The sequence below is a fragment of the Acetobacter malorum genome, from assembly GCF_001580615.1.
GTDB lineage: Bacteria > Pseudomonadota > Alphaproteobacteria > Acetobacterales > Acetobacteraceae > Acetobacter > Acetobacter malorum.
In genome coordinates this window covers 35,543-53,292 of sequence record NZ_LHZC01000057.1, presented here as the reverse complement: position 1 = coordinate 53,292, position 17,750 = coordinate 35,543, and the positions used below count along the sequence as shown (strand labels likewise).

General features: G+C 60.0%; 13 protein-coding genes. 11 read left to right on the top strand and 2 right to left on the bottom strand.

What is annotated here, in order from left to right; translation table 11 throughout:
• Positions 1-145: 145 nt before the first annotated feature.
• Positions 146-2,032: an autotransporter assembly complex protein TamA gene (locus AD930_RS15820; protein WP_061507163.1), complete on the top strand. Its 1,887-nt coding sequence runs from the start codon at positions 146-148 to the stop codon at positions 2,030-2,032.
• Positions 2,032-6,399, top strand: coding sequence for a translocation/assembly module TamB domain-containing protein (locus AD930_RS15815; protein WP_061507028.1), 4,368 nt, complete (start codon positions 2,032-2,034; stop codon positions 6,397-6,399). Before AD930_RS15820 ends, AD930_RS15815 begins: the two co-directional genes overlap by 1 nt.
• A 98-nt stretch (positions 6,400-6,497) precedes the next feature.
• On the opposite strand, the gene AD930_RS15810 is transcribed toward AD930_RS15815, so the two are convergent.
• Positions 6,498-7,304: an exodeoxyribonuclease III gene (locus AD930_RS15810; protein WP_061507027.1), complete on the bottom strand. Its 807-nt coding sequence runs from the start codon at positions 7,302-7,304 to the stop codon at positions 6,498-6,500.
• Between the two features lie 101 nt (positions 7,305-7,405).
• Between AD930_RS15810 and AD930_RS15805 the strand changes: the two genes are divergently transcribed.
• From AD930_RS15805 to AD930_RS15780, 6 genes are all read left to right on the top strand, one after another.
• A complete protein-coding gene (locus AD930_RS15805) occupies positions 7,406-8,494 on the top strand; it encodes a dipeptidase (protein WP_061507026.1) in 1,089 nt (362 codons plus the stop codon).
• Positions 8,495-8,755: 261 nt separating this feature from the next.
• Positions 8,756-10,672, top strand: coding sequence for an excinuclease ABC subunit UvrC (gene uvrC / locus AD930_RS15800; protein WP_082781971.1), 1,917 nt, complete (start codon positions 8,756-8,758; stop codon positions 10,670-10,672).
• A 99-nt stretch (positions 10,673-10,771) separates the two neighbouring features.
• Entirely contained in the window at positions 10,772-11,341 is a 570-nt protein-coding gene (gene pgsA / locus AD930_RS15795) for a CDP-diacylglycerol--glycerol-3-phosphate 3-phosphatidyltransferase (protein ID WP_061491476.1), read from the top strand.
• Between the two features lie 169 nt (positions 11,342-11,510).
• Entirely contained in the window at positions 11,511-12,038 is a 528-nt protein-coding gene (locus tag AD930_RS15790; RefSeq protein ID WP_043552460.1) for a hypothetical protein, read from the top strand.
• Positions 12,039-12,048: 10 nt separating this feature from the next.
• Positions 12,049-12,312: a molybdopterin converting factor subunit 1 gene (gene moaD, locus AD930_RS15785; RefSeq protein ID WP_061507025.1), complete on the top strand. Its 264-nt coding sequence runs from the start codon at positions 12,049-12,051 to the stop codon at positions 12,310-12,312.
• A 4-nt stretch (positions 12,313-12,316) separates the two neighbouring features.
• The gene (locus AD930_RS15780; protein WP_341843841.1) at positions 12,317-12,766 is read left to right on the top strand and encodes a molybdenum cofactor biosynthesis protein MoaE; all 450 of its coding nucleotides are present in this window, start codon (positions 12,317-12,319) and stop codon (positions 12,764-12,766) included.
• Positions 12,767-12,908: 142 nt separating this feature from the next.
• Here the strand turns inward: AD930_RS15780 and AD930_RS15775 are convergent, their stop codons facing one another.
• A complete protein-coding gene (locus AD930_RS15775; RefSeq protein WP_061507160.1) occupies positions 12,909-14,168 on the bottom strand; it encodes an adenosylmethionine--8-amino-7-oxononanoate transaminase in 1,260 nt (419 codons plus the stop codon).
• A gap of 148 nt (positions 14,169-14,316) precedes the next feature.
• Here AD930_RS15775 and AD930_RS15770 point away from each other — a divergent pair, with 148 nt between their 5' ends.
• The 3 genes from AD930_RS15770 to bioD are packed head-to-tail and all read left to right on the top strand — an operon-like array spanning position 14,317 to position 17,647.
• Complete coding sequence (locus AD930_RS15770) at positions 14,317-15,513, top strand: aminotransferase class I/II-fold pyridoxal phosphate-dependent enzyme (RefSeq protein WP_061507024.1); 1,197 nt, start codon at positions 14,317-14,319, stop codon at positions 15,511-15,513.
• A gap of 2 nt (positions 15,514-15,515) precedes the next feature.
• Positions 15,516-16,202 (top strand): alpha/beta fold hydrolase, encoded by a 687-nt coding sequence (locus AD930_RS15765; protein ID WP_156477176.1) that lies wholly within the window; start codon positions 15,516-15,518, stop codon positions 16,200-16,202.
• Positions 16,199-17,647: a dethiobiotin synthase gene (gene bioD / locus AD930_RS15760; RefSeq protein WP_061507022.1), complete on the top strand. Its 1,449-nt coding sequence runs from the start codon at positions 16,199-16,201 to the stop codon at positions 17,645-17,647. The genes AD930_RS15765 and bioD overlap by 4 nt, the downstream gene beginning before the upstream one ends.
• Positions 17,648-17,750: the final 103 nt, after the last annotated feature.

Genomic DNA, 17,750 nt, shown 5'->3' with positions numbered 1-17,750 from the left:
GCGGCATGACGCAGGCCGTGATCATGAAAAGGCGGGATGCGCGAGGCGTGAGGCGAGGGAGTGAGACAGGCGGTGAGAGCAGAGGTGCGTGCAGGTGAGCAGTAAAGGCGTTCTGGAAGGCCTCGTGCTGACAGCGAATCGTGTGATGACGGGTGTGACGTTATGGGGTGCGGCAGCAGGCTGCGCCTGGGCGGCGGACCCGCAGCCTTATGTGACCCAGCTGGCAGGCACCGGGCAGGCAGATCTTGATGCCGCCCTGAAATCCTCCTCCGATCTGCTCAGCCTGCAGGCGACGCATGCCGTGGGGCCATTTGCGCTAGCCGGTCGGGTGCGTAGTGAATATGACCGCCTGCGTTCCGCGCTGGAGAGTTACGGCTATTACGAAGGCACGGTGCAGATTTCCCTGCATCGGGCAAAGGGGAAAGATTCCGTCACGGTCGACGGAATGGCTCCGGCTCTGTCCGATTGGCTGACGGGCGTTCCCGCAGGGGAAAAAGTGACCGCTGAGATCAAGGTGCAGAGGGGGCCGCTTTATCACCTTGGGTCGGTCAAGGTCGTGGACCCGAAAACCAACACCCCCGTTGAGCTGACACAGGCGCAGCAGACGGCTTTTAACCTGAAAACCGGGCAGGATGCTGTGGCGCAGGATGTGCTGGGCAGTGGCGGGAGCCTGCTGGATGTCTGGCGGGAAGAAGGCCATGCGCTGGCGCAGGTGGATAAGCCGCGCGCGTACCTTCAGCCACACACGCATACGCTCGATATTGTCTATCCGGCCTCAGCCGGGCCGGTGCTCAATATTGGCAAGATTGATGTGGATGGCTTGCAGCGCGTGCGTGAACCCTTTGTGCGGCGCAGGCTGACGGTGAAGGAAGGGGAACTGTATCAGCCCTCCAAAATTGAAGCCGCCCGGCAGGACCTGAGCGCGCTGGGTGTGTTTTCCAACGTGGGGGTCAAGGACGGCTCTACTAAGCCGGTCAACGGCACCATGCCGCTGGACTTCACGCTGAAGGAAGCCAAGCGGCGGTCCGTGGGGGCCGAGGCCGGGTATTCAACAGATCTTGGCGCCCGTGTGGGTGCGACGTGGACGCACTACAACATTCTGGGCAATGCCGAGCGCCTGAAGCTGACGGCTCTGATTACCGGCCTTGGTGGTTCTGCCCAGCAGGGGCTGGGGTATGATGTGTATGCGGATTTCATGAAGCCTGATTTTTACAGCCGTAACCAGAACCTGAGCGTGCGCGTTGAAGCGCTGCGCCAGTTGTTCTGGTCCTATCGCCAGACGGCGTTTCTGGTAAACGCCGGGATTACCCGCCGGATTGATAAGCACTGGAACATTAATTTCGGGCTGGCTGCGGAACAGGAAAATATCGAACAGTTCAACGTGAGCCGGGATTACACCATTGTCTCCGCCCCACTGGGCGCGACGTTTGATAATACGGGCGTGGGCAACCCGATTGAACCGGCTCTGCATGGTGTCCGCGCCAGTATTAACGCCACGCCGTCTGTCTCGCTGGGGAATAAGGGGAGCGGCACGTCCTTTTTCGCTATCCTGAATGCCTCAGCCTCGACCTATTTTGACCTCCACCATCTGGGTATCAGCAAGCCGGGGCGCAGCATTATTGCGCTGCGCGGAATGATTGGCAGCATTCAGGGTGCATCGACTTACGATATCCCGCCTGACCAGCGCATGTATGCGGGTGGGAGTGCTACGGTGCGAGGCTATCGCTGGCAGGGTGTGGGGCCGCAATATGGGCGTACGCGGTACGCTATTGGGGGAACATCGCTGGATGCCGGGTCCATCGAATACCGGCAGAGGCTGTTCAAAAGCTTTGGCATGGCCGGGTTTGTGGATGCCGGGCAGGTGGGCAGCAGTAGCATGCCCTTTACGGGCACGTTGCGCGTGGGTGCTGGCGGTGGCGTGCGTTATTATACCCCCATCGGGCCGGTGCGTGTGGACGTGGCCGTGCCGCTGAACCGCGCTTATCGCGGCGATAAGTGGGATTTGTATATCGGTCTTGGGGAAACGTTCTGATGGCTGAGTTTAACGAGGCAAATCCTGCCCCGCGCCGCTCGGTCCTCCGTCGCGCCGGGCGTGTTATTGGCTTGTCCGCTGGTGTGCTGACGGGCGTTGCCGTTCTGGCGGTGGGCGCCATTCTGGTGGGTGCCAACACCGGCCCGGGCCGGGGATTGCTGATTAAGCAGACAACGGCGCTGACGGGCGGCACCGTGACACTTGCCGGGATGTCTGGCCGGTTCCCGGATAATTTCCATCTGGATTCTATTGCCCTGCATGACAAGGACGGTGTCTGGCTTTCCCTGCGGAATGTTGACCTCAACTGGTCTCCGCTGAGCATGGTGTGGCGCACCGCCCGCATTTACACCCTGAAGGCGGATGAACTGAATATTCCGCGTCTGCCGGTGTCTGACCCTAATGCAGCGCCTGCGGCTCCGGCCTCGACCTCAAAGTCCAAACTGGGGCTGAGCGTTGATATCCGCACGCTGGCTGTGCAGCGTATTAATGTGGGCGCGCCACTGGCCGGTGTTCCGGCCAGTTTCTCTCTGGCCGGGCATGGGAGCCTGTCTTCCATTGACCCGGTGATTGACGGGTTAAGCCTGCCCACACTGCCGAAATCCGACATTGCCCTGCACGTCAAACGGCTGGATGCCAGTGGTCAGATTGATCTGACGACCACGACCGGTGGCGGCAAGCTGGGCCTGCATCTGGATGCACAGGAAGGGCAGGATGGCTTTGCTGCGGCTAAGCTGAAAATGCCGCAACTCACACCGCTGTCTCTCGCGCTGGACATTAAAGGCCCGACGAACGCGGCTGTGCTGGGTTTTTCGGCCTCTGCCGGGCCGGTGAAGGCTAAAGCGGATGGCGAGCTGAATTTGCTGGCCGGAGACATGGCGCGGTTGTCCGCGCAGTTTGATTCCCCGCAACTCGCGCTGACGCCGGATATCGGCTGGGATGCCATTCATCTGGTTGCCCAGCTTAAAGGGAAAATGACCGCGCCGGATGGCACGGCGCAGCTTCAGGTAGACAGACTGGCCGCCGCCGGGGCGGCTGTGGGCACCTTGAAAGCGACGTTCACGGGCCAGAATGGGCAGGCCGGTGTGCCGGATCTGTTGCATCTTGTCATGACGGCCGACGGTGTGCGTCTGCCGGGGAAAGCGCCCAATCTGCTGGCGTCTGCGCCGGTGCAGCTGGATGCAAAGCTCTCGCCGCAACCCGCTGGCAAACCGCTGGAGCTGGATATTTCGCACCCGCTGCTGCATCTGACAGGCTCTGTCATGACGGCAGCGCCCCAGCGCGGCACCGTGACACTCAGCTTGCCAGATCTGGGACCTATTGGGCAGGCGGCAGGCACGCCGCTCAAGGGGAATGCCGGGGTTACAGCGCAGTTTGATCTGCCGGCTAAGACGGAAGGTGATACGCACCTGAAAGCGGATGGCACGCTGGCCATTACCGGCGGCCAGCCGCAAGCCGCAGGGCTGATTGGCCCGAAAGGCACATTTGCACTTGCTGCTACCATGCGCCCGCATGCGGCTCCGGCTCCGGCTCCGAGTGCAACTGCGCCGGCATCAACGCATGCGCCTTCTGTCACGCCCAAACAGACGGGCTCCGCGACACCAGAGACGTCTGCTTCTACATCCAATCCGGCCGGTTCTGCGGTTAAGAGTGAGCAGAAAGCCCAGACTGCTCAGCCTGCGGCACAGTCTGCGGGGCAGCAGATTGATCTGGCGTCCCTGACGGTGGATGGGCAGGCGCTGCACCTGAAGGCGCAGGGCCGGGTGAATACCGGGCAGGATATGGATGTTACATCCACGCTGGCGCTGCCTGATCTGGCCAAGGCTCTCCCGTCTTTGCGCGGTGGGGTCACGCTGGCGCTGTCTGCCAAAGGGTTAATGCAGGATTTTGCTGCCAACCTGCATCTTGAGGGCGACCCCGGCACGGCCACCATGCCGCGTGGTCCGGTGGTGTTGGATGCGGCCCTGCAACATCTGCCGTCAGCCCCTGCGGGCACCGTGGATGCGCATGGCTCCGTCAATCGTGCGCCGTTGCTGCTGAATGCTGTTTTTGCGCAGGATGAGAAGGGCAGCAGGCAGCTTGATCTGAAAAACCTTTCCTGGAACAGCGTGCAGGGGCAGGGGACGCTCTCTCTTGCAACGGGCGAGGTGGTGCCGCTGGGTACGCTGGACCTGAAAGTGGGGCGCCTGGCGGACCTGAAAGATGTGATTGGGCAGCCGATTTCCGGCGCGCTGGCGGCCTCCGTCAAAACCACGCAGGTTAATCAGAAGCCGCTGGTGGCGTTGAAGCTGGATGGCAATGTGGCCATGCCGCAAGCCAAAATTGGCTCACTCGCTCTGGCTGGCACGGTTAAGGACCCGGCCGCACATCCGGATGCGGATCTAAGCCTGAAGCTGGGTGGTCTGGCCGCAGCAGGCATGACCGGGCAGGCGCGGGTGACAGCCAAAGGGCCGGAAAATGCCATGGCGCTGACGGCGCAGATTGGCCCGGCAACATGGTCTGGCAGCCCGCTTGCGCTGGATACGGCGGCTCTGCTCAATCTGCCCGCTAAAGAAGTCAAACTGCAAAAGCTGACGGCGACGGCCAAGCAGGAAAACCTGCGTTTGCAGGCTCCGGCCTTGATCTCGTTTGGCGAGACAATGGGCGTTGACCGTCTGCGCGTCACACTGGGCACGCAGGGGGCCGAACCGGCCACAGCGGATATTGCTGGCCGTATCAAGCCGACGCTGGCGGCCACGGTGGATGTGCGGAACCTGACACCGGGACTGGCGCGTCCGTTTATGCCGGATCTGCAGGCTCAGGGCACGCTGGCTGTGCAGGCCAAGGTTAGCGGCACCATGGAGCGGCCGCAGGGGCAGGTGCATCTGACGGGGAATGGCTTGCGGATGCAGGGGGCTTCGGCTGCGGCATCCCTGCCGCCATTGCATCTGGATGCCACGGCGGATCTGGCCGGAACCTCAGCCAAGGTGAAGATGCAGGCTGATGCCGGGTCTAAACTCGCGCTTGGTCTGGCTGGCACCGCCCCGCTGACAAGCACGGGGCCGGTTAATCTGCGCACCAACGGGCATCTGGATCTGGCAATTGCCAATGGTTATCTGGGCGCGCAGGCCCGGCAGGCATTGGGGCAGGTGCTGCTGGCCCTGCAGGTGGAGGGCACCATGTCCGCCCCGCATATTACCGGCACGGTGGACCTGCAGAATGCGGATATTCAGGACTTTGCGCAGGGTGTGCATCTGTCTGCCATCAATGGGCGCATTGTCGGGCAGGGCAACAGCATTGTCATTCAGAATCTGACCGCCAAGGCTGGTGACGGCACGATGGGCGTGACGGGCTCCGTTGGCGTGCTGGCTCCGGGGCTGCCAGTGGATATCCATTTTGTGGCGCGTGATGCCCGCCCCATTTCCAGCGATCTTATTACCGCTGTCATGAATTCGGACATGACCATTAAAGGTCAGGCCGCAGGCCGGATGGATGTGGCGGGGAATGTTGATCTGCGGAAAGTGGAAGTTAATATTCCCAACTCTCTGCCATCCTCTGTGGCGCGGCTGGATGTGATACGTCCGGGAGACAAGCCCCCGACCGATGCTGCGACGACAAATGCCAGCGCAAGCGTGATTGGTCTTGATCTGACCCTGACATCACCCGGCAAATTCTTTGTGCGCGGGCATGGTCTGGATGCCGAAATGGCGGGCAAACTGAAGGTTAAGGGCACAAGTTCTGCGCCGCAGGTCAGCGGTGGGTTTGACCTTAAGCGCGGAAACTTCGATCTGGCGGGGATTTCCCTTAACTTCACCAAAGGCCGCGTGGCCTTTAACGGCAGCAGCGTAGACCATAAGCTGGACCCCACGCTGGACTTTGAAGCCGACCGCGCTGTGAACGGGGAAACCGCGATGCTGAAAGTCGGCGGGTATGCCAGTGCGCCAAAAATCAGCTTTGAGTCCATTCCGTCTCTGCCGCAGGATCAGGTTCTGGCCATGCTGCTGTTCGGCACGGATGCGCATTCCCTGTCGTCCACCCAGATGGTGGAACTTGGCACCGCACTGGCAACGTTGACGGGTGTGACGTCTTTCGACCCCATGGGCACGATACGCAAAACGCTGGGGCTGGACCGTCTGGCCGTTGGCGGTGGGTCAGGCGTGGGCAATGGCGGAACCACGGTGGAAGCCGGGAAGTATGTGATGCGCGGCGTTTATGTGGGGGCCAAGCAGGCCACATCCGGCTCGGGCACGCAGGCGCAGGTGCAGGTTGACCTGACTAAGCACCTCAAACTGAACACGACAGTGGGCACCGGCGGCAACGTGACCGGCTTTACCACGCCGGAAAATGATCCCGGCAGTAGCGTGGGCCTGCTCTGGCAGTATCGTTACTAACGAATATGCGCTGACCGGCTCACAGAGAGCTGGTCAGCATTTGCTCGGGGCAAGGTTTTTGAAGGGAGCAGACGGATTTGCCCCTTCACACAACACTCTTAAAACTGGAAATCGACCACTACCGGCACATGGTCGGAGGGGCTGGTCCAGTTCCGCGCTTCCCGCACGACGGTCATGCCGGTCAGGTTGGGGACCAGATCAGGGGTCACCCACACATGGTCCAGACGGCGGCCACGGTTGGATTTTTCCCAGTCTTTGTTGCGGTAAGACCACCATGTATAAAGCTTTTCCTGCGGCGGAATAAAATGCCGCATGGCATCAACAAAGCCTGTTTCCAGCCAGCGGTTGAGCCGCTCAGTCTCGGGCGGTGTGTGGCTGACAATTTTGAGCAGCTGCTTGTGGCTCCACACATCATGCTCAAGCGGCGCGATGTTGAGGTCGCCCACCAGAATGGCGCGGGCCGGTTTGCGCTCTTCAAACCACTCCGTCACTTCCTCAACAAAGGCGAGTTTGTGTGCAAATTTGGGGTTGGCGTCCGGGTCTGGAATGTCACCGCCTGCGGGCACGTAAAAATCATGTAGCTCCACCGGGCCGGAAGGGGTGGTAATGACCGCACCCACATGGCGGCAATCTTCCTTGCCATGCCAGTCCGGCAGATTGTCCAGCGGGAGGATGGGATGGCGGGAGAGAATGGCCACGCCATTATAGCTCTTCATGCCTTTGTAATGCAGATGCTCAAAGCCCAGAGCGCGCACGGCGTCTTCAGGGAAGAGGGGGTCTGGTACCTTGGTTTCCTGCAGGCAGATAATGTCCGGGGCCAGCTCGGTGACCAGATCTTCAAGCCGGGGCAGGCGCAGGCGGAGGGAATTGATATTCCAGGTTACAAGTCGCATGGGCTGAGGCATTGCGCATCCGGGTTTGCGGAGCAAGAAAAAACAGTCACATAAGAGAAGGCACAGCAGGGCATGCGCCTTGCAATCTTGACTGACAGGACCATTTTTCTCTCATGACGTCTTCCTCACAGGCTCAGCCGGGCCAGCCCCCCGTTCCTTCCGCCGAGGCACAAGCGCTGCATCGCGCTCTGTTCACGCTGGACAGCCATATTGATATCCCCTGGCCGGACCGGGGTGATGCGTTTGAAGACACGGAAACCCGCCGGGTTGATCTGCCCAAGATGCAGAAGGGCGGCATGTCTGCTGGCTGCTTTGTGGCCTATATTGCTCAGGCGATGGTGAATGCTGAAGGTCATGCGCAGGCGCAGGCTCAGTGTCTGGCGATGCTGGATGTCATTAACACCATGCAGGGCACGCATAATGGCGTAACGGCGCGCGTCTGTTCCACAGTGGCGGAAATTACGGCGGCATATGAGGCTGGCGTTCTGGCCGTGATTCCTGCGGTCGAAAACGGCTATGCCATGGGGGATAATCCGGCGGTTCTGGTACAGTTCCGCGCCAAAGGGGCGCGTTATGTGACGCTGACCCACAATGGCCATAACGCTTTGGCGGATGCAGCCGTGCATCGGCCCAGTCTGGGCGATAAGCCGGAAAATCATGGTGGGCTTTCCGTGCTGGGGCGTGAGGCAGTGCGGGAAATGAACCGTCTGGGTCTGCTGATCGACGTTTCTCATGCCTCCAAAAAGACTATGTTGCAGGCTGTTGCGGCCTCTGCTGTGCCGGTGGTGGCCAGCCATTCCTGCGTGCGGACGCTGTGTGACCACCCGCGCAATCTGGATGATGAGCAGCTGGATGCGCTGAAGGAAAGCGGTGGGGTGATCCAGATTACCGCCATGCCTGCCTTCCTGAAGCCGAAAGACGAGAACGGCGCGCGCTCTGCCGGTGTGTCAGCTTTTGTGGACCATATTGATTATGTGGTGCGGCGGATTGGCGCAGAGCATGTGGGGATTTCTTCCGATTTTGATGGCGGCGGGGCGCTGGCAGACTGGCAGAACGCCACGCAGGGTGTGAACCTGACAGCGGAACTCCTGCGGCGCGGCTATGACAAAAGCGAGATTGCCGCTTTCTGGGGCGGAAACTTCATGCGTCTTCTGGCCAGAGCTGAGGCTGTAGCGGCGGAACAAACCGGGACTATTGGCTGAAAACTGCAGCCAGATTTTTGTGGCATTTGTCCACTTCCACTCTTGACAGATTTTATTTCAATAAAGTCTTCAGGTGTGATCTGGCTGTTACGGAACGTGATATATAAAATCGTTTCAAATCAATTGGTTGCTTTGTTTGGCTAAAAAATATGCAATGCGTCAGGACCACGGGAAATCTGCGGATTTCGGGGTGTCAAGCCCGGCTCTTCCACAGACTTATCCACAAAATCGGTGGATGAAATTGTTTTCTCGAAAGAGCGCCTGATGACAGCTGAAAATTCTCCAAACATTTCCCCGCCGGATGCCGCAAAAGATGCGCCTTCTGCCCCGCTGAAAGGCGTGGAGGTCATTCGGCACGCGCTCAAAACCATGCCGCTTTCACCGGGCGTGTATCGCATGCTGGGTGAGAAGGGGGATGTGCTGTACGTCGGCAAGGCGCTGGCGCTGAAGAAGCGGGTGACGTCCTACACGCACGTTAATCGCCTGCCGGAACGCCTGCGCCGTATGGTGTCCGAGACAGCCTCCATGGAGATTGTCACCACCCATACCGAGGCCGAGGCGCTGCTGCTTGAGGCCAACTACATCAAGCGCATGAAGCCGCGCTTCAACATCCTGCTGCGGGATGACAAAAGCTACCCCTGGCTGATGCTGACAGATGCGCATCCTTTCCCGCAGATTGCCAAACATCGCGGCAAGCCGGTGAAAGGGGCCAGCCTGTGGGGGCCGTTTGCTTCCGCATGGGCGGTTAATCAGACCCTCAACCTGCTCCAGCGGGTTTTCCTGCTGCGCTCCTGTGCGGATTCTGTGTTCAACAGCCGCTCTCGCCCCTGCCTGCTGTATCAAATCAAACGCTGCTCCGGCCCGTGTGTGGAGCGGATTGATCAGGAGTCCTACGCAAAGCTCGTGGAGCAGGCGCGGGAGTTTCTCTCCGGCAAGGATCACGCTTTGCGGGAGGAAATGAGTGTCGAGATGCACCGGGCGGCCGAAGCGCTGGATTTTGAGCGGGCTGCGACCATGCGGGACCGTATCCGCGCTTTGGCGCAGATGCAGGAATCCAGTGTGATCAATCCGGCGTCCTTGCAGAACGCCGATGTGTTCGGCATCTGGCAGGAAGCCGGGCAGGCCTGCATTCAGGTGTTTTTCATCCGCGGTGGGCGCAATAACGGCAACCGTTCGTTCTTCCCGGCCCATACGCAGGATCAGGAAGCCGGGGAGATTCTGGCCGCCTTCATTGCCCAGTTTTATGACGACAAGCCTTGCCCCGCACAGGTGCTGGTGAACCATGAACTTCCGGAAGAAGCCTTGCTGGCAGAAGCGTTGACGCTGCGACGCGAACGCAAGGTAGAAATCCTTCACCCGCTACGGGGTGAGAAAAAGCAGGTGCTGGACCATGCCGTGGCCAATGCGCGGGATGCGCTGCATCGCAAACTGGCTGAGAGCGCCGGACAGGCGAAGCTGCTGGAAGGTGTGGCCCGTGTTCTGGGGCTGGATGCGCCGCCTGAGCGGATTGAGGTTTATGATAACAGTCACATCATGGGCTCTCATGCCTATGGCGTGATGATTGTTGGCGGCCCGGAAGGGTTTGACCGCCGCGCGTATCGTAAGTTCCTGATCAAAGGTCCCGTCACGCCGGGGGATGATTTTGGCATGATGAGGGAAGTGCTGGAGCGGCGCTTTGGTCGCGCTTTGAAGGAGGCGGCTGAGGGCGATATGTCCAACTGGCCCGATGTCCTGCTGATTGACGGCGGGGCAGGCCAGTATTCCGCGGTGCGTGGTGTGCTGGATGACCTCGGGGTGACGGGCGTCAAACTGGTGGGCATTGCCAAGGGGCCGGACCGGGATGCCGGGCGGGAGTGGTTCCATACGGGGGACGCGTCCCCGTTCCAGCTCGAACCACGGGACCCGGTTCTCTATTACCTGCAACGGCTGCGTGATGAGGCGCATCGGTTTGCCATAACCACCCACCGGGCCGGGCGCTCGAAGACGCTGGTCACATCCGAACTGGATGAAATTCCGGGGGTTGGTCCTGCGCGGAAAAAGATGCTGCTCAATACGTTCGGCTCAGCCCGGGCAGTTAAGCAGGCGGGGCTGTCGGAGCTCGAATCGGCACCGGGAATTAATCGTGAGACAGCGCGGGCTGTGTATGGTCACTTTCATCCGGACTGGACGCCGGCATAGTGCCGGTTTTCAGCCCTGCACTGAACTTCTGGGTGAGTGGTGAAAAGTGGCAGTCAGAAACCATTTCAGCTCTGCTGGAAATAGGCTAGCATCCCGCCAATGCTGACAGACCTGCCGAATGTTCTGACCATCTCGCGTATCGTGGCGATCCCGATCGTGGTTCTTTTTGCCGCATGGGGTTCTCCGCAAACGGATGCGCTGGCCTGTCTTCTGTTCATCCTTGCCGGGGTGACGGACTATTTTGATGGTAAGCTGGCACGGTCCCGCCATCAGATGTCTGACTTCGGGCGGATGTTTGATTCCATTGCCGATAAATTGCTGGTAGGCGCCTGCCTGATGGTGCTGGCCGGGCTGGGGCGTATGGCCTACTTCAGCCTGTGGCCCGCCATTATCATCCTGTGTCGGGAAATCCTGGTGTCCGGGATGCGGGAATATCTGGCGGAGCGCCGGGCCAGTCTGCCCGTCACACGGCTGGCTAAGTGGAAAACCGGCTTCCAGATGACCGCCATTGGCTTTCTGCTGGCAGGGGATGGGACGGGGATGCTGCTGGGCATGCCCTGGCTGCATGTCGCGCTGATCGGGGCGGTTCTTTTGTGGATTGCCGCCGTTCTCACGCTGATTACCGGGTGGGATTACCTTACAACCGGCCTGCGGCACGTTAATCTCTAACAAACGATCATTTTAAACACACCTTAGGTGTGGCTCATTAGGCTCAAATGGCTTTCATCGGCTTGTATCCCCTCCGCAAACCGTTATTTAAGCTTTGGACGGCATGTTTTTGTCGGTAGCAGGTCTCTCTGATTTGCCTGCATGGTGTCATGGTTAGCGGAGTCAGGTGATGCGGAAAGCCGCTCTTATTGGGTTGTGTCTGGTTTTGAGCGGATGTTCCGGGTTCGGGAAATTTGTGTCCGATACCGCAACCCTGCCGGGTGAAAACCCGAATGCGCCCTCCGGGGACAATCTCAATATGCGGCGCGTGCATGGGTATTCCACGGCGGAAACGCCGCTCCTGCCTGCTGGCGGGGATATCTGGCCGGGGCCGCCGGCGCCGTTGCCCACGCTGGAAGATGTTGAGAAAGACCGTTCAGGCACCATTCTGGGTGGCGTGCCTAATTCCGGCGGCAAGCAGTTGCAGGACGGCGGGGAAATGAGTGTTGGGGAGCCGGACGGCATGCCCGATACATCTCAGTCCATCACAGGCAAACTGCCGGATGCAGAGCCTGATGCCGCAGCCAAATATGGCGCGCAGCGTGGCTCTGCCTCCACGATTGAAATCCCGAATGGCGACGGCACAGTAACACTCATCCATCCGGATGGCTCTGTGACGACCACACAGGCAAAAAAGACCGAAGCCCCAGTTAAGTAAGGACGCAGGTATGGCGCAGGACGTCACAATTTTCTATTTCGCCGCATTGCGTGAGCAGATGGGGCGGGAGACGGAGACTGTCCGCCTGCCTGCGCAGCCCATAACGGTGGAAGCGCTGGTGACGGAACTGCGCCAGAAAGATACGGGCATGGATAAGGTCTTTGCGGCCTCGCCCCGCATCCGGGTTGCCATTAACCAGACCCTTGCGACGTTTCAGGATACCGTCAAACCCGGCGATGAACTGGCCTTTTTCCCGCCCATGACGGGCGGATAAGCCGGTGCTGCGCGTTCTTGTCCAAAACGAGTTGTTTGACATGGGGGCGGAGATGGACCGCCTCTCTGTAGGCTCAGAGGGGATTGGCGGCATCAGCGTTTTTATGGGGCAGGTTCGAGGTGGGGTGGATGGGCTGGAAAGCCTTACTCTGGAACATTACCCCGGCATGACTGAAAAAGTGCTGACGGAACTGGCGGCTGAGGCTGTCAAACGGTTCAGCCTGATTGGCTGCACGCTCATCCATCGGGTTGGCACGCTGGTTGTCGGGGCACCGATCGTCTTTGTCGGCACGTCTTCCGCGCATCGGGCGGAAGCTCTGGCGGGCACGAATTTTCTTATCGATCGGCTCAAGACTGGCGCACCCTTCTGGAAGTGCGAACGCTATCAGGATGGCCGTCAGGTGTGGGTCGAAGCGCGGGAAGCGGATGATAAAGCCGCTGCGTCCTGGGATTAAAATAATCCATTAGGAATCTGATTTTAAAATTTTTTGAAGTTTCTTTTTGGGCACAGGTATGCGGTTTTTCTTTCACGAAAAGCCTAGTGCCAGCAAAACCGGAGGGCACAACAGCGTTTTGCCTGCTGTGCCAGTGTGGCGTTCAGTTTTCCGTCGATAAAACGCGATAGATCGCATCCGTCAGGGCCGTCAGGTCTTCCGGCGGAATGGTAAAGGCCGGGGTCAGATAGACAATTGAGCGGAACGGTCTGATCCACACATTTTCCGCAATAAAGCGCTGCCGCAAAGCATCCGGGTTGGCAATCTTTTCCAGTTCCACCACACCAATTGCGCCCAGAACACGCACATCTTTCACGCCCGGCAGAGTGCGGCAGCGTTCCAGTTCTCTGGTCAGATGCGCGTTGATGGCGGCAACCTGTTCAAGCCGGGGTTCGGTTTCAAACAGATCCAGTGAGGCATTGGCGCAGGCGCAGGCCAGCGCGTTGGCCATAAAGGTCGGCCCGTGCATCAGGGCGTGTTCCGGGTTGTCGGACAGGAACGCTTCAAACACATGCGGGCGGGCAATGGTGGCTGCAAGCGCCATGGTGCCGCCTGTCAGCGCTTTGGAGAGTGTGATGATATCCGGGACAATCTCAGCCTGTTCGCACGCAAACATCGTCCCGGTGCGGCCAAAGCCCGTAAAAATTTCATCCAGAATGAGCAGCAGGCCATAGCGATCCGCCGCAGTGCGCAGTGTGCGCAGCACATCGGGGGAATGGAACAACATGCCGCCTGCACCCTGCACGAGAGGCTCGGTGATGATGGCAGTCAGTTCGTGCGCGTGGGTCTCCAGAAGCCTGAAAAATTCTGCCTCGCTGGCCTCGTCCTGCGGGAGCGGTGCGATGATGTGATTGGCCAGCACGTCTCCATAAAGATGGTGCATCCCTTCTTCCGGATCACAGACCGACATGGTGGCGAGTGTGTCCCCATGATAGCCGCCCTTGAAAGCCAGCATCTTGGTGCGTTTCGGCTCACCTTTATTCAGGCGATACTGAATGGCCATTTTCATGGCGACTTCCACCGCAACAGAGCCGGAATCTGTAAAGAAAACCCGGTCCAGATCCCCCGGCAGCAGGGCGCACAGGCGGCTGGCCAGTTTCAGGGCCGGCTCATGCACCATGCCGCCAAACATAACGTGCGGCATGGTGGCCAGCTGTGCCTCAATGGCGGCGCGGATATGGGGGTGGTTATAGCCGTGGCAGGCTGTCCACCATGCGGCCACGCCATCCACCAGTTCCCGGCCATCCGTCAGCTGAATGCGCGCATTATGCGTGCTGCGGGCCGCCAGCGGGGCAGGGGCGGTTTTCATCTGGCTGTAAGGCAGCCAGATATGCGGCAAGCCTTGGGTGTACCAGTCCGGCATGGAGGCTGATGAGGGCGCAGCGGCCAGCTCTGACTGCTGAGAAGAGGCTGTGCGGGAGGCCGCAAGGGGATTCTGGGGGGCGGACATTGCGCGAGAACTCCTGCTTAGGTGATTGACCGGCGGTCCCGGCTCCGGCACCACTCGCTTCATGACGCGGTTTGATCATCTTTTCCAGCATGGGCTGGAGGAACTGGCCGAGCAGGGGCGTCTTCGCACGCCGCGCAGTCTTCAACCCAGAGCCGATGGGCTGCTGGAGAGGGAAGACGGCACCGTTCTGGTTGATTTTTCCTCCAATGACTATCTCGGCCTGCGCGCGCACCCGCTTTTGCGTGAGCGCGCGCTTGCTTGGGCGGAGCGCTATGGAGCTGGCTCCGGAGCCTCTCGACTGGTGACAGGCACAGCCCCCGGCATGGTCGCGCTGGAAGGCCGGCTGGCTGCCCTGAAGGGGATGGAGGCAGCCTGCATTTTCTCTTCCGGCTGGCAGGCGAATGCGACTCTGGTGCCTGCTCTTGCTCAGCTCTCGTTGACGGCGACAGGTGTGGCACCCACACTGATTGTCGACAAGTTGATTCATGCCAGCCTGTATCATGGCTGTGCGGCGGCTGGCGTGCGGCCTCTGCGCTTCCGGCACAATGACATGGAGCATCTTGAGAGCCTGCTGCAAAAAGCGGATAGCCCCGGCCTGAAAATCATCCTGACAGAAAGCGTCTTCAGTATGGATGGAGACCGGGCCGATATGGCGGCTCTGGGCACACTGGCCCGCCAGTACGGTGCGTTTCTGTGTGTGGATGAGGCCCATGCCACGGGCATTCTGGGGCCGGATGGTAAAGGTCTGGCAGACGGACAGGCGGATCTGATTATCGGGACCTTCAGCAAGGCATTGGGTGGAATGGGCGCATTTATCGCCTCCTCATCCGCCGTATGTCGCTGGCTGGTGAATAAAGGCTCCGGCTATATCTACTCCACAGCGCCCTCTCCTCTGGTGCTGGGTGCGGTGGACGCAGCACTGGATCTGCTGCCTCAGATGGACGCAACACGGCAGCATGTGGCGGGACTGGCGGAGCGGTTCCGGCAGCATATGCATCACGCCGGGCTAGAAACGGGACCGTCTTCTACGCAGATTGTGCCGGTTGTGGTGGGGAGTGAGTGCACGGCTCTGACACTCTCTCGCATGGTAGAAGAGGCCGGGTTTTTGGCGATTGCCATCCGTCCGCCAACCGTGCCGCCGGGTGGATGCCGCTTGCGGGTGGTGCTGCATGGAAACCACACAGAGACGCAGGTGGATCAGCTGGCGCAGGTGCTTAAGGATGCTGTGGCGCAGTGCGCAGCAGAGGGGGCATTATGACCATGCCCCAACTTGTTTTCGTGCATGGTTGGGGTTGCGGCCCGGATATCTGGGAGCCTGTGCTGAAGGCGCTTAATCAACCTTCAGCCTGCGTGCTGGATCTGGGCTATTTCGGAGCCTCGCAGAGCGATACACAGCAGCGGCTGGACGCTTTGTTGCAGGGACCACGGCCCGTGCTGGCTGTTGGTCATTCTCTGGGTTTTCTCTGGCTTCTTTCCCGTGGCGATTGGCCAAAAGGCACTCGCTTTCTCGGGATTAACGCGTTCGGGCGTTTTGCTGCCGAAGAGGATTTTTCGCAGGGTGTGCCGCCGCGTATGCTGGCCCGCATGCAGACAGGCTTGCAGCGCGATGCGGTTCAGGTAGTCAATAATTTTCGCGCCCGCTGTGGTGTGGGGCCTGTTACGCCGGATGCTCTTTGTGTGCCGGCCCTGCAGAATGGTCTGACGGACCTGATGACGCTGGACGCGCGATCTGTACTGGCCCGTCTGGCGGAGAAGCCCGGAGCCTTAAAGGTTCTGGCAGGGAGGCTTGATCCGATTGTCAGCCCGGACATGACACAGGCCTCTTTCCCGCCGGGGATGGCGGTTGAATGGGAGGCTGAGGGCGGGCACATGCTGCCGCTGACACATTCACATGTCTGTGCCGAGGCTATTCGGTGCATGATGTTACAAAATCTGGAAAATTCATGACCGACCGTTCCGCCCATGCCCGACAGGCCCGCATTCAGCAAAGTTTTGATGCTGCTGAGGGGTATGATGCGGCTGCTGTGCTGCAACGTGTGGCCGCCCGGCGTCTGTTTGATGGTCTCCGCGCTCGGCTGGCAGGCCGGACACCCCGGCGTATTCTGGAAGTTGGGTGCGGTACCGGCTTCTTGACGCATATGCTGCATGAGGCGTGGCCTGAGGCAGAACTGGTGGCGACGGATGTTGCGCCCCGCATGCTGGAACGCGCCCGCAAGCGAGTCGGGGAAGGTGTGCAGTTTTGCGAGATGGATGCTGCCCGTCCTGATGTGGTAGGGGCGTTTGACCTGATTTGCGGCAATCTGGTTTTCCAGTGGCTGGAAGAACCCTCAGTCGCCTTGCAAAAGCTAGCGGACCAGTTGGCCCCCGGTGGTGTGATTGCCGTCTCCACCTTGCTGGATGGCACCTTTGAAGAATGGCGACAGGCTTGCACTACAGAAGGGCTGATGGCGGCAACACCGGATTATCCCGCTGCCCGGACTGTGCAGGGCTGGCAGCCCGGCCTGTGCGCCGGGAAATGGACAACAGAGCGGTGCGTTCAGCCCTTTGAAAATGGACTGGCTTTTGTAAAGCATCTGAAGGAGACGGGGGCGTCCGTACCGCGTGAAGACGGGAAGGCTTTTTCTCCCGCCGAACTGCGTCGGGCTCTGGCGCGCTTTGATCAGGCCGGAGCGATGGTGACTTGGCATCTGGCCTATGGCTGTTTTCAAAAACCGCAGCGCGCCGGGGTGTTTGTCACCGGAACAGATACCGGCGTGGGCAAAACCCTGACATCTGCCTGCCTCGTCCATGCGTGGAAAGCAGGCTACTGGAAGCCGTTGCAAAGCGGGCTTGCGGATGAAGAAGGCGATACGGCGACGGTCATGAAGCTGAGCGGTTGCCTGCCGGAAGACTGCTTTCCGTCAGCCGGGGCGTATCAGGCGTCTCTGTCCCCTCTGGCGGCGGCTAGGGCCGAAGGGGCGGAAATTGATCCTGCGCGTCTGGTTTTGCCTTTAGAGGCCCCACAGCGTCCGCTTGTAGTGGAAGGGGCGGGCGGCCTGATGGTGCCTGCGACCGATACGCTGATGATGGTTGATCTGGCTGAACGCTGGGGGCTGCCGGTTGTTCTGGTCGCCCGAAGCGGGCTGGGGACGCTGAACCATACGCTGCTTAGTTTGGAAGCATTGCGAGCCCGTGGTCTGGGCATTGCCGGGGTGGTGCTGAGCGGCCCGCTCAACCCGGAGAACAGCAAGACCATTCAGGAAAAAGGGCAGGTGCGCATTCTGGCTGAACTGCCGCAGCAGAAGGCCGTGACTGCGGAGACTGTTGCTGCACTGAGCCGTCTGATCCCCGCATGGGATGATGTCTGGTGCGCAATGCAAGTGGGGCGTAAGGGCTTTTCAGAGAAAGTCTGACGCTTCACCCGGGCTTGATGCATGGGGCTTCTGCGCCTGAATGGAGAAGCCTCAACAGAGAGGACGCGTGATTTTGGAAAATCACGCTCCGTATTTTCTCAAT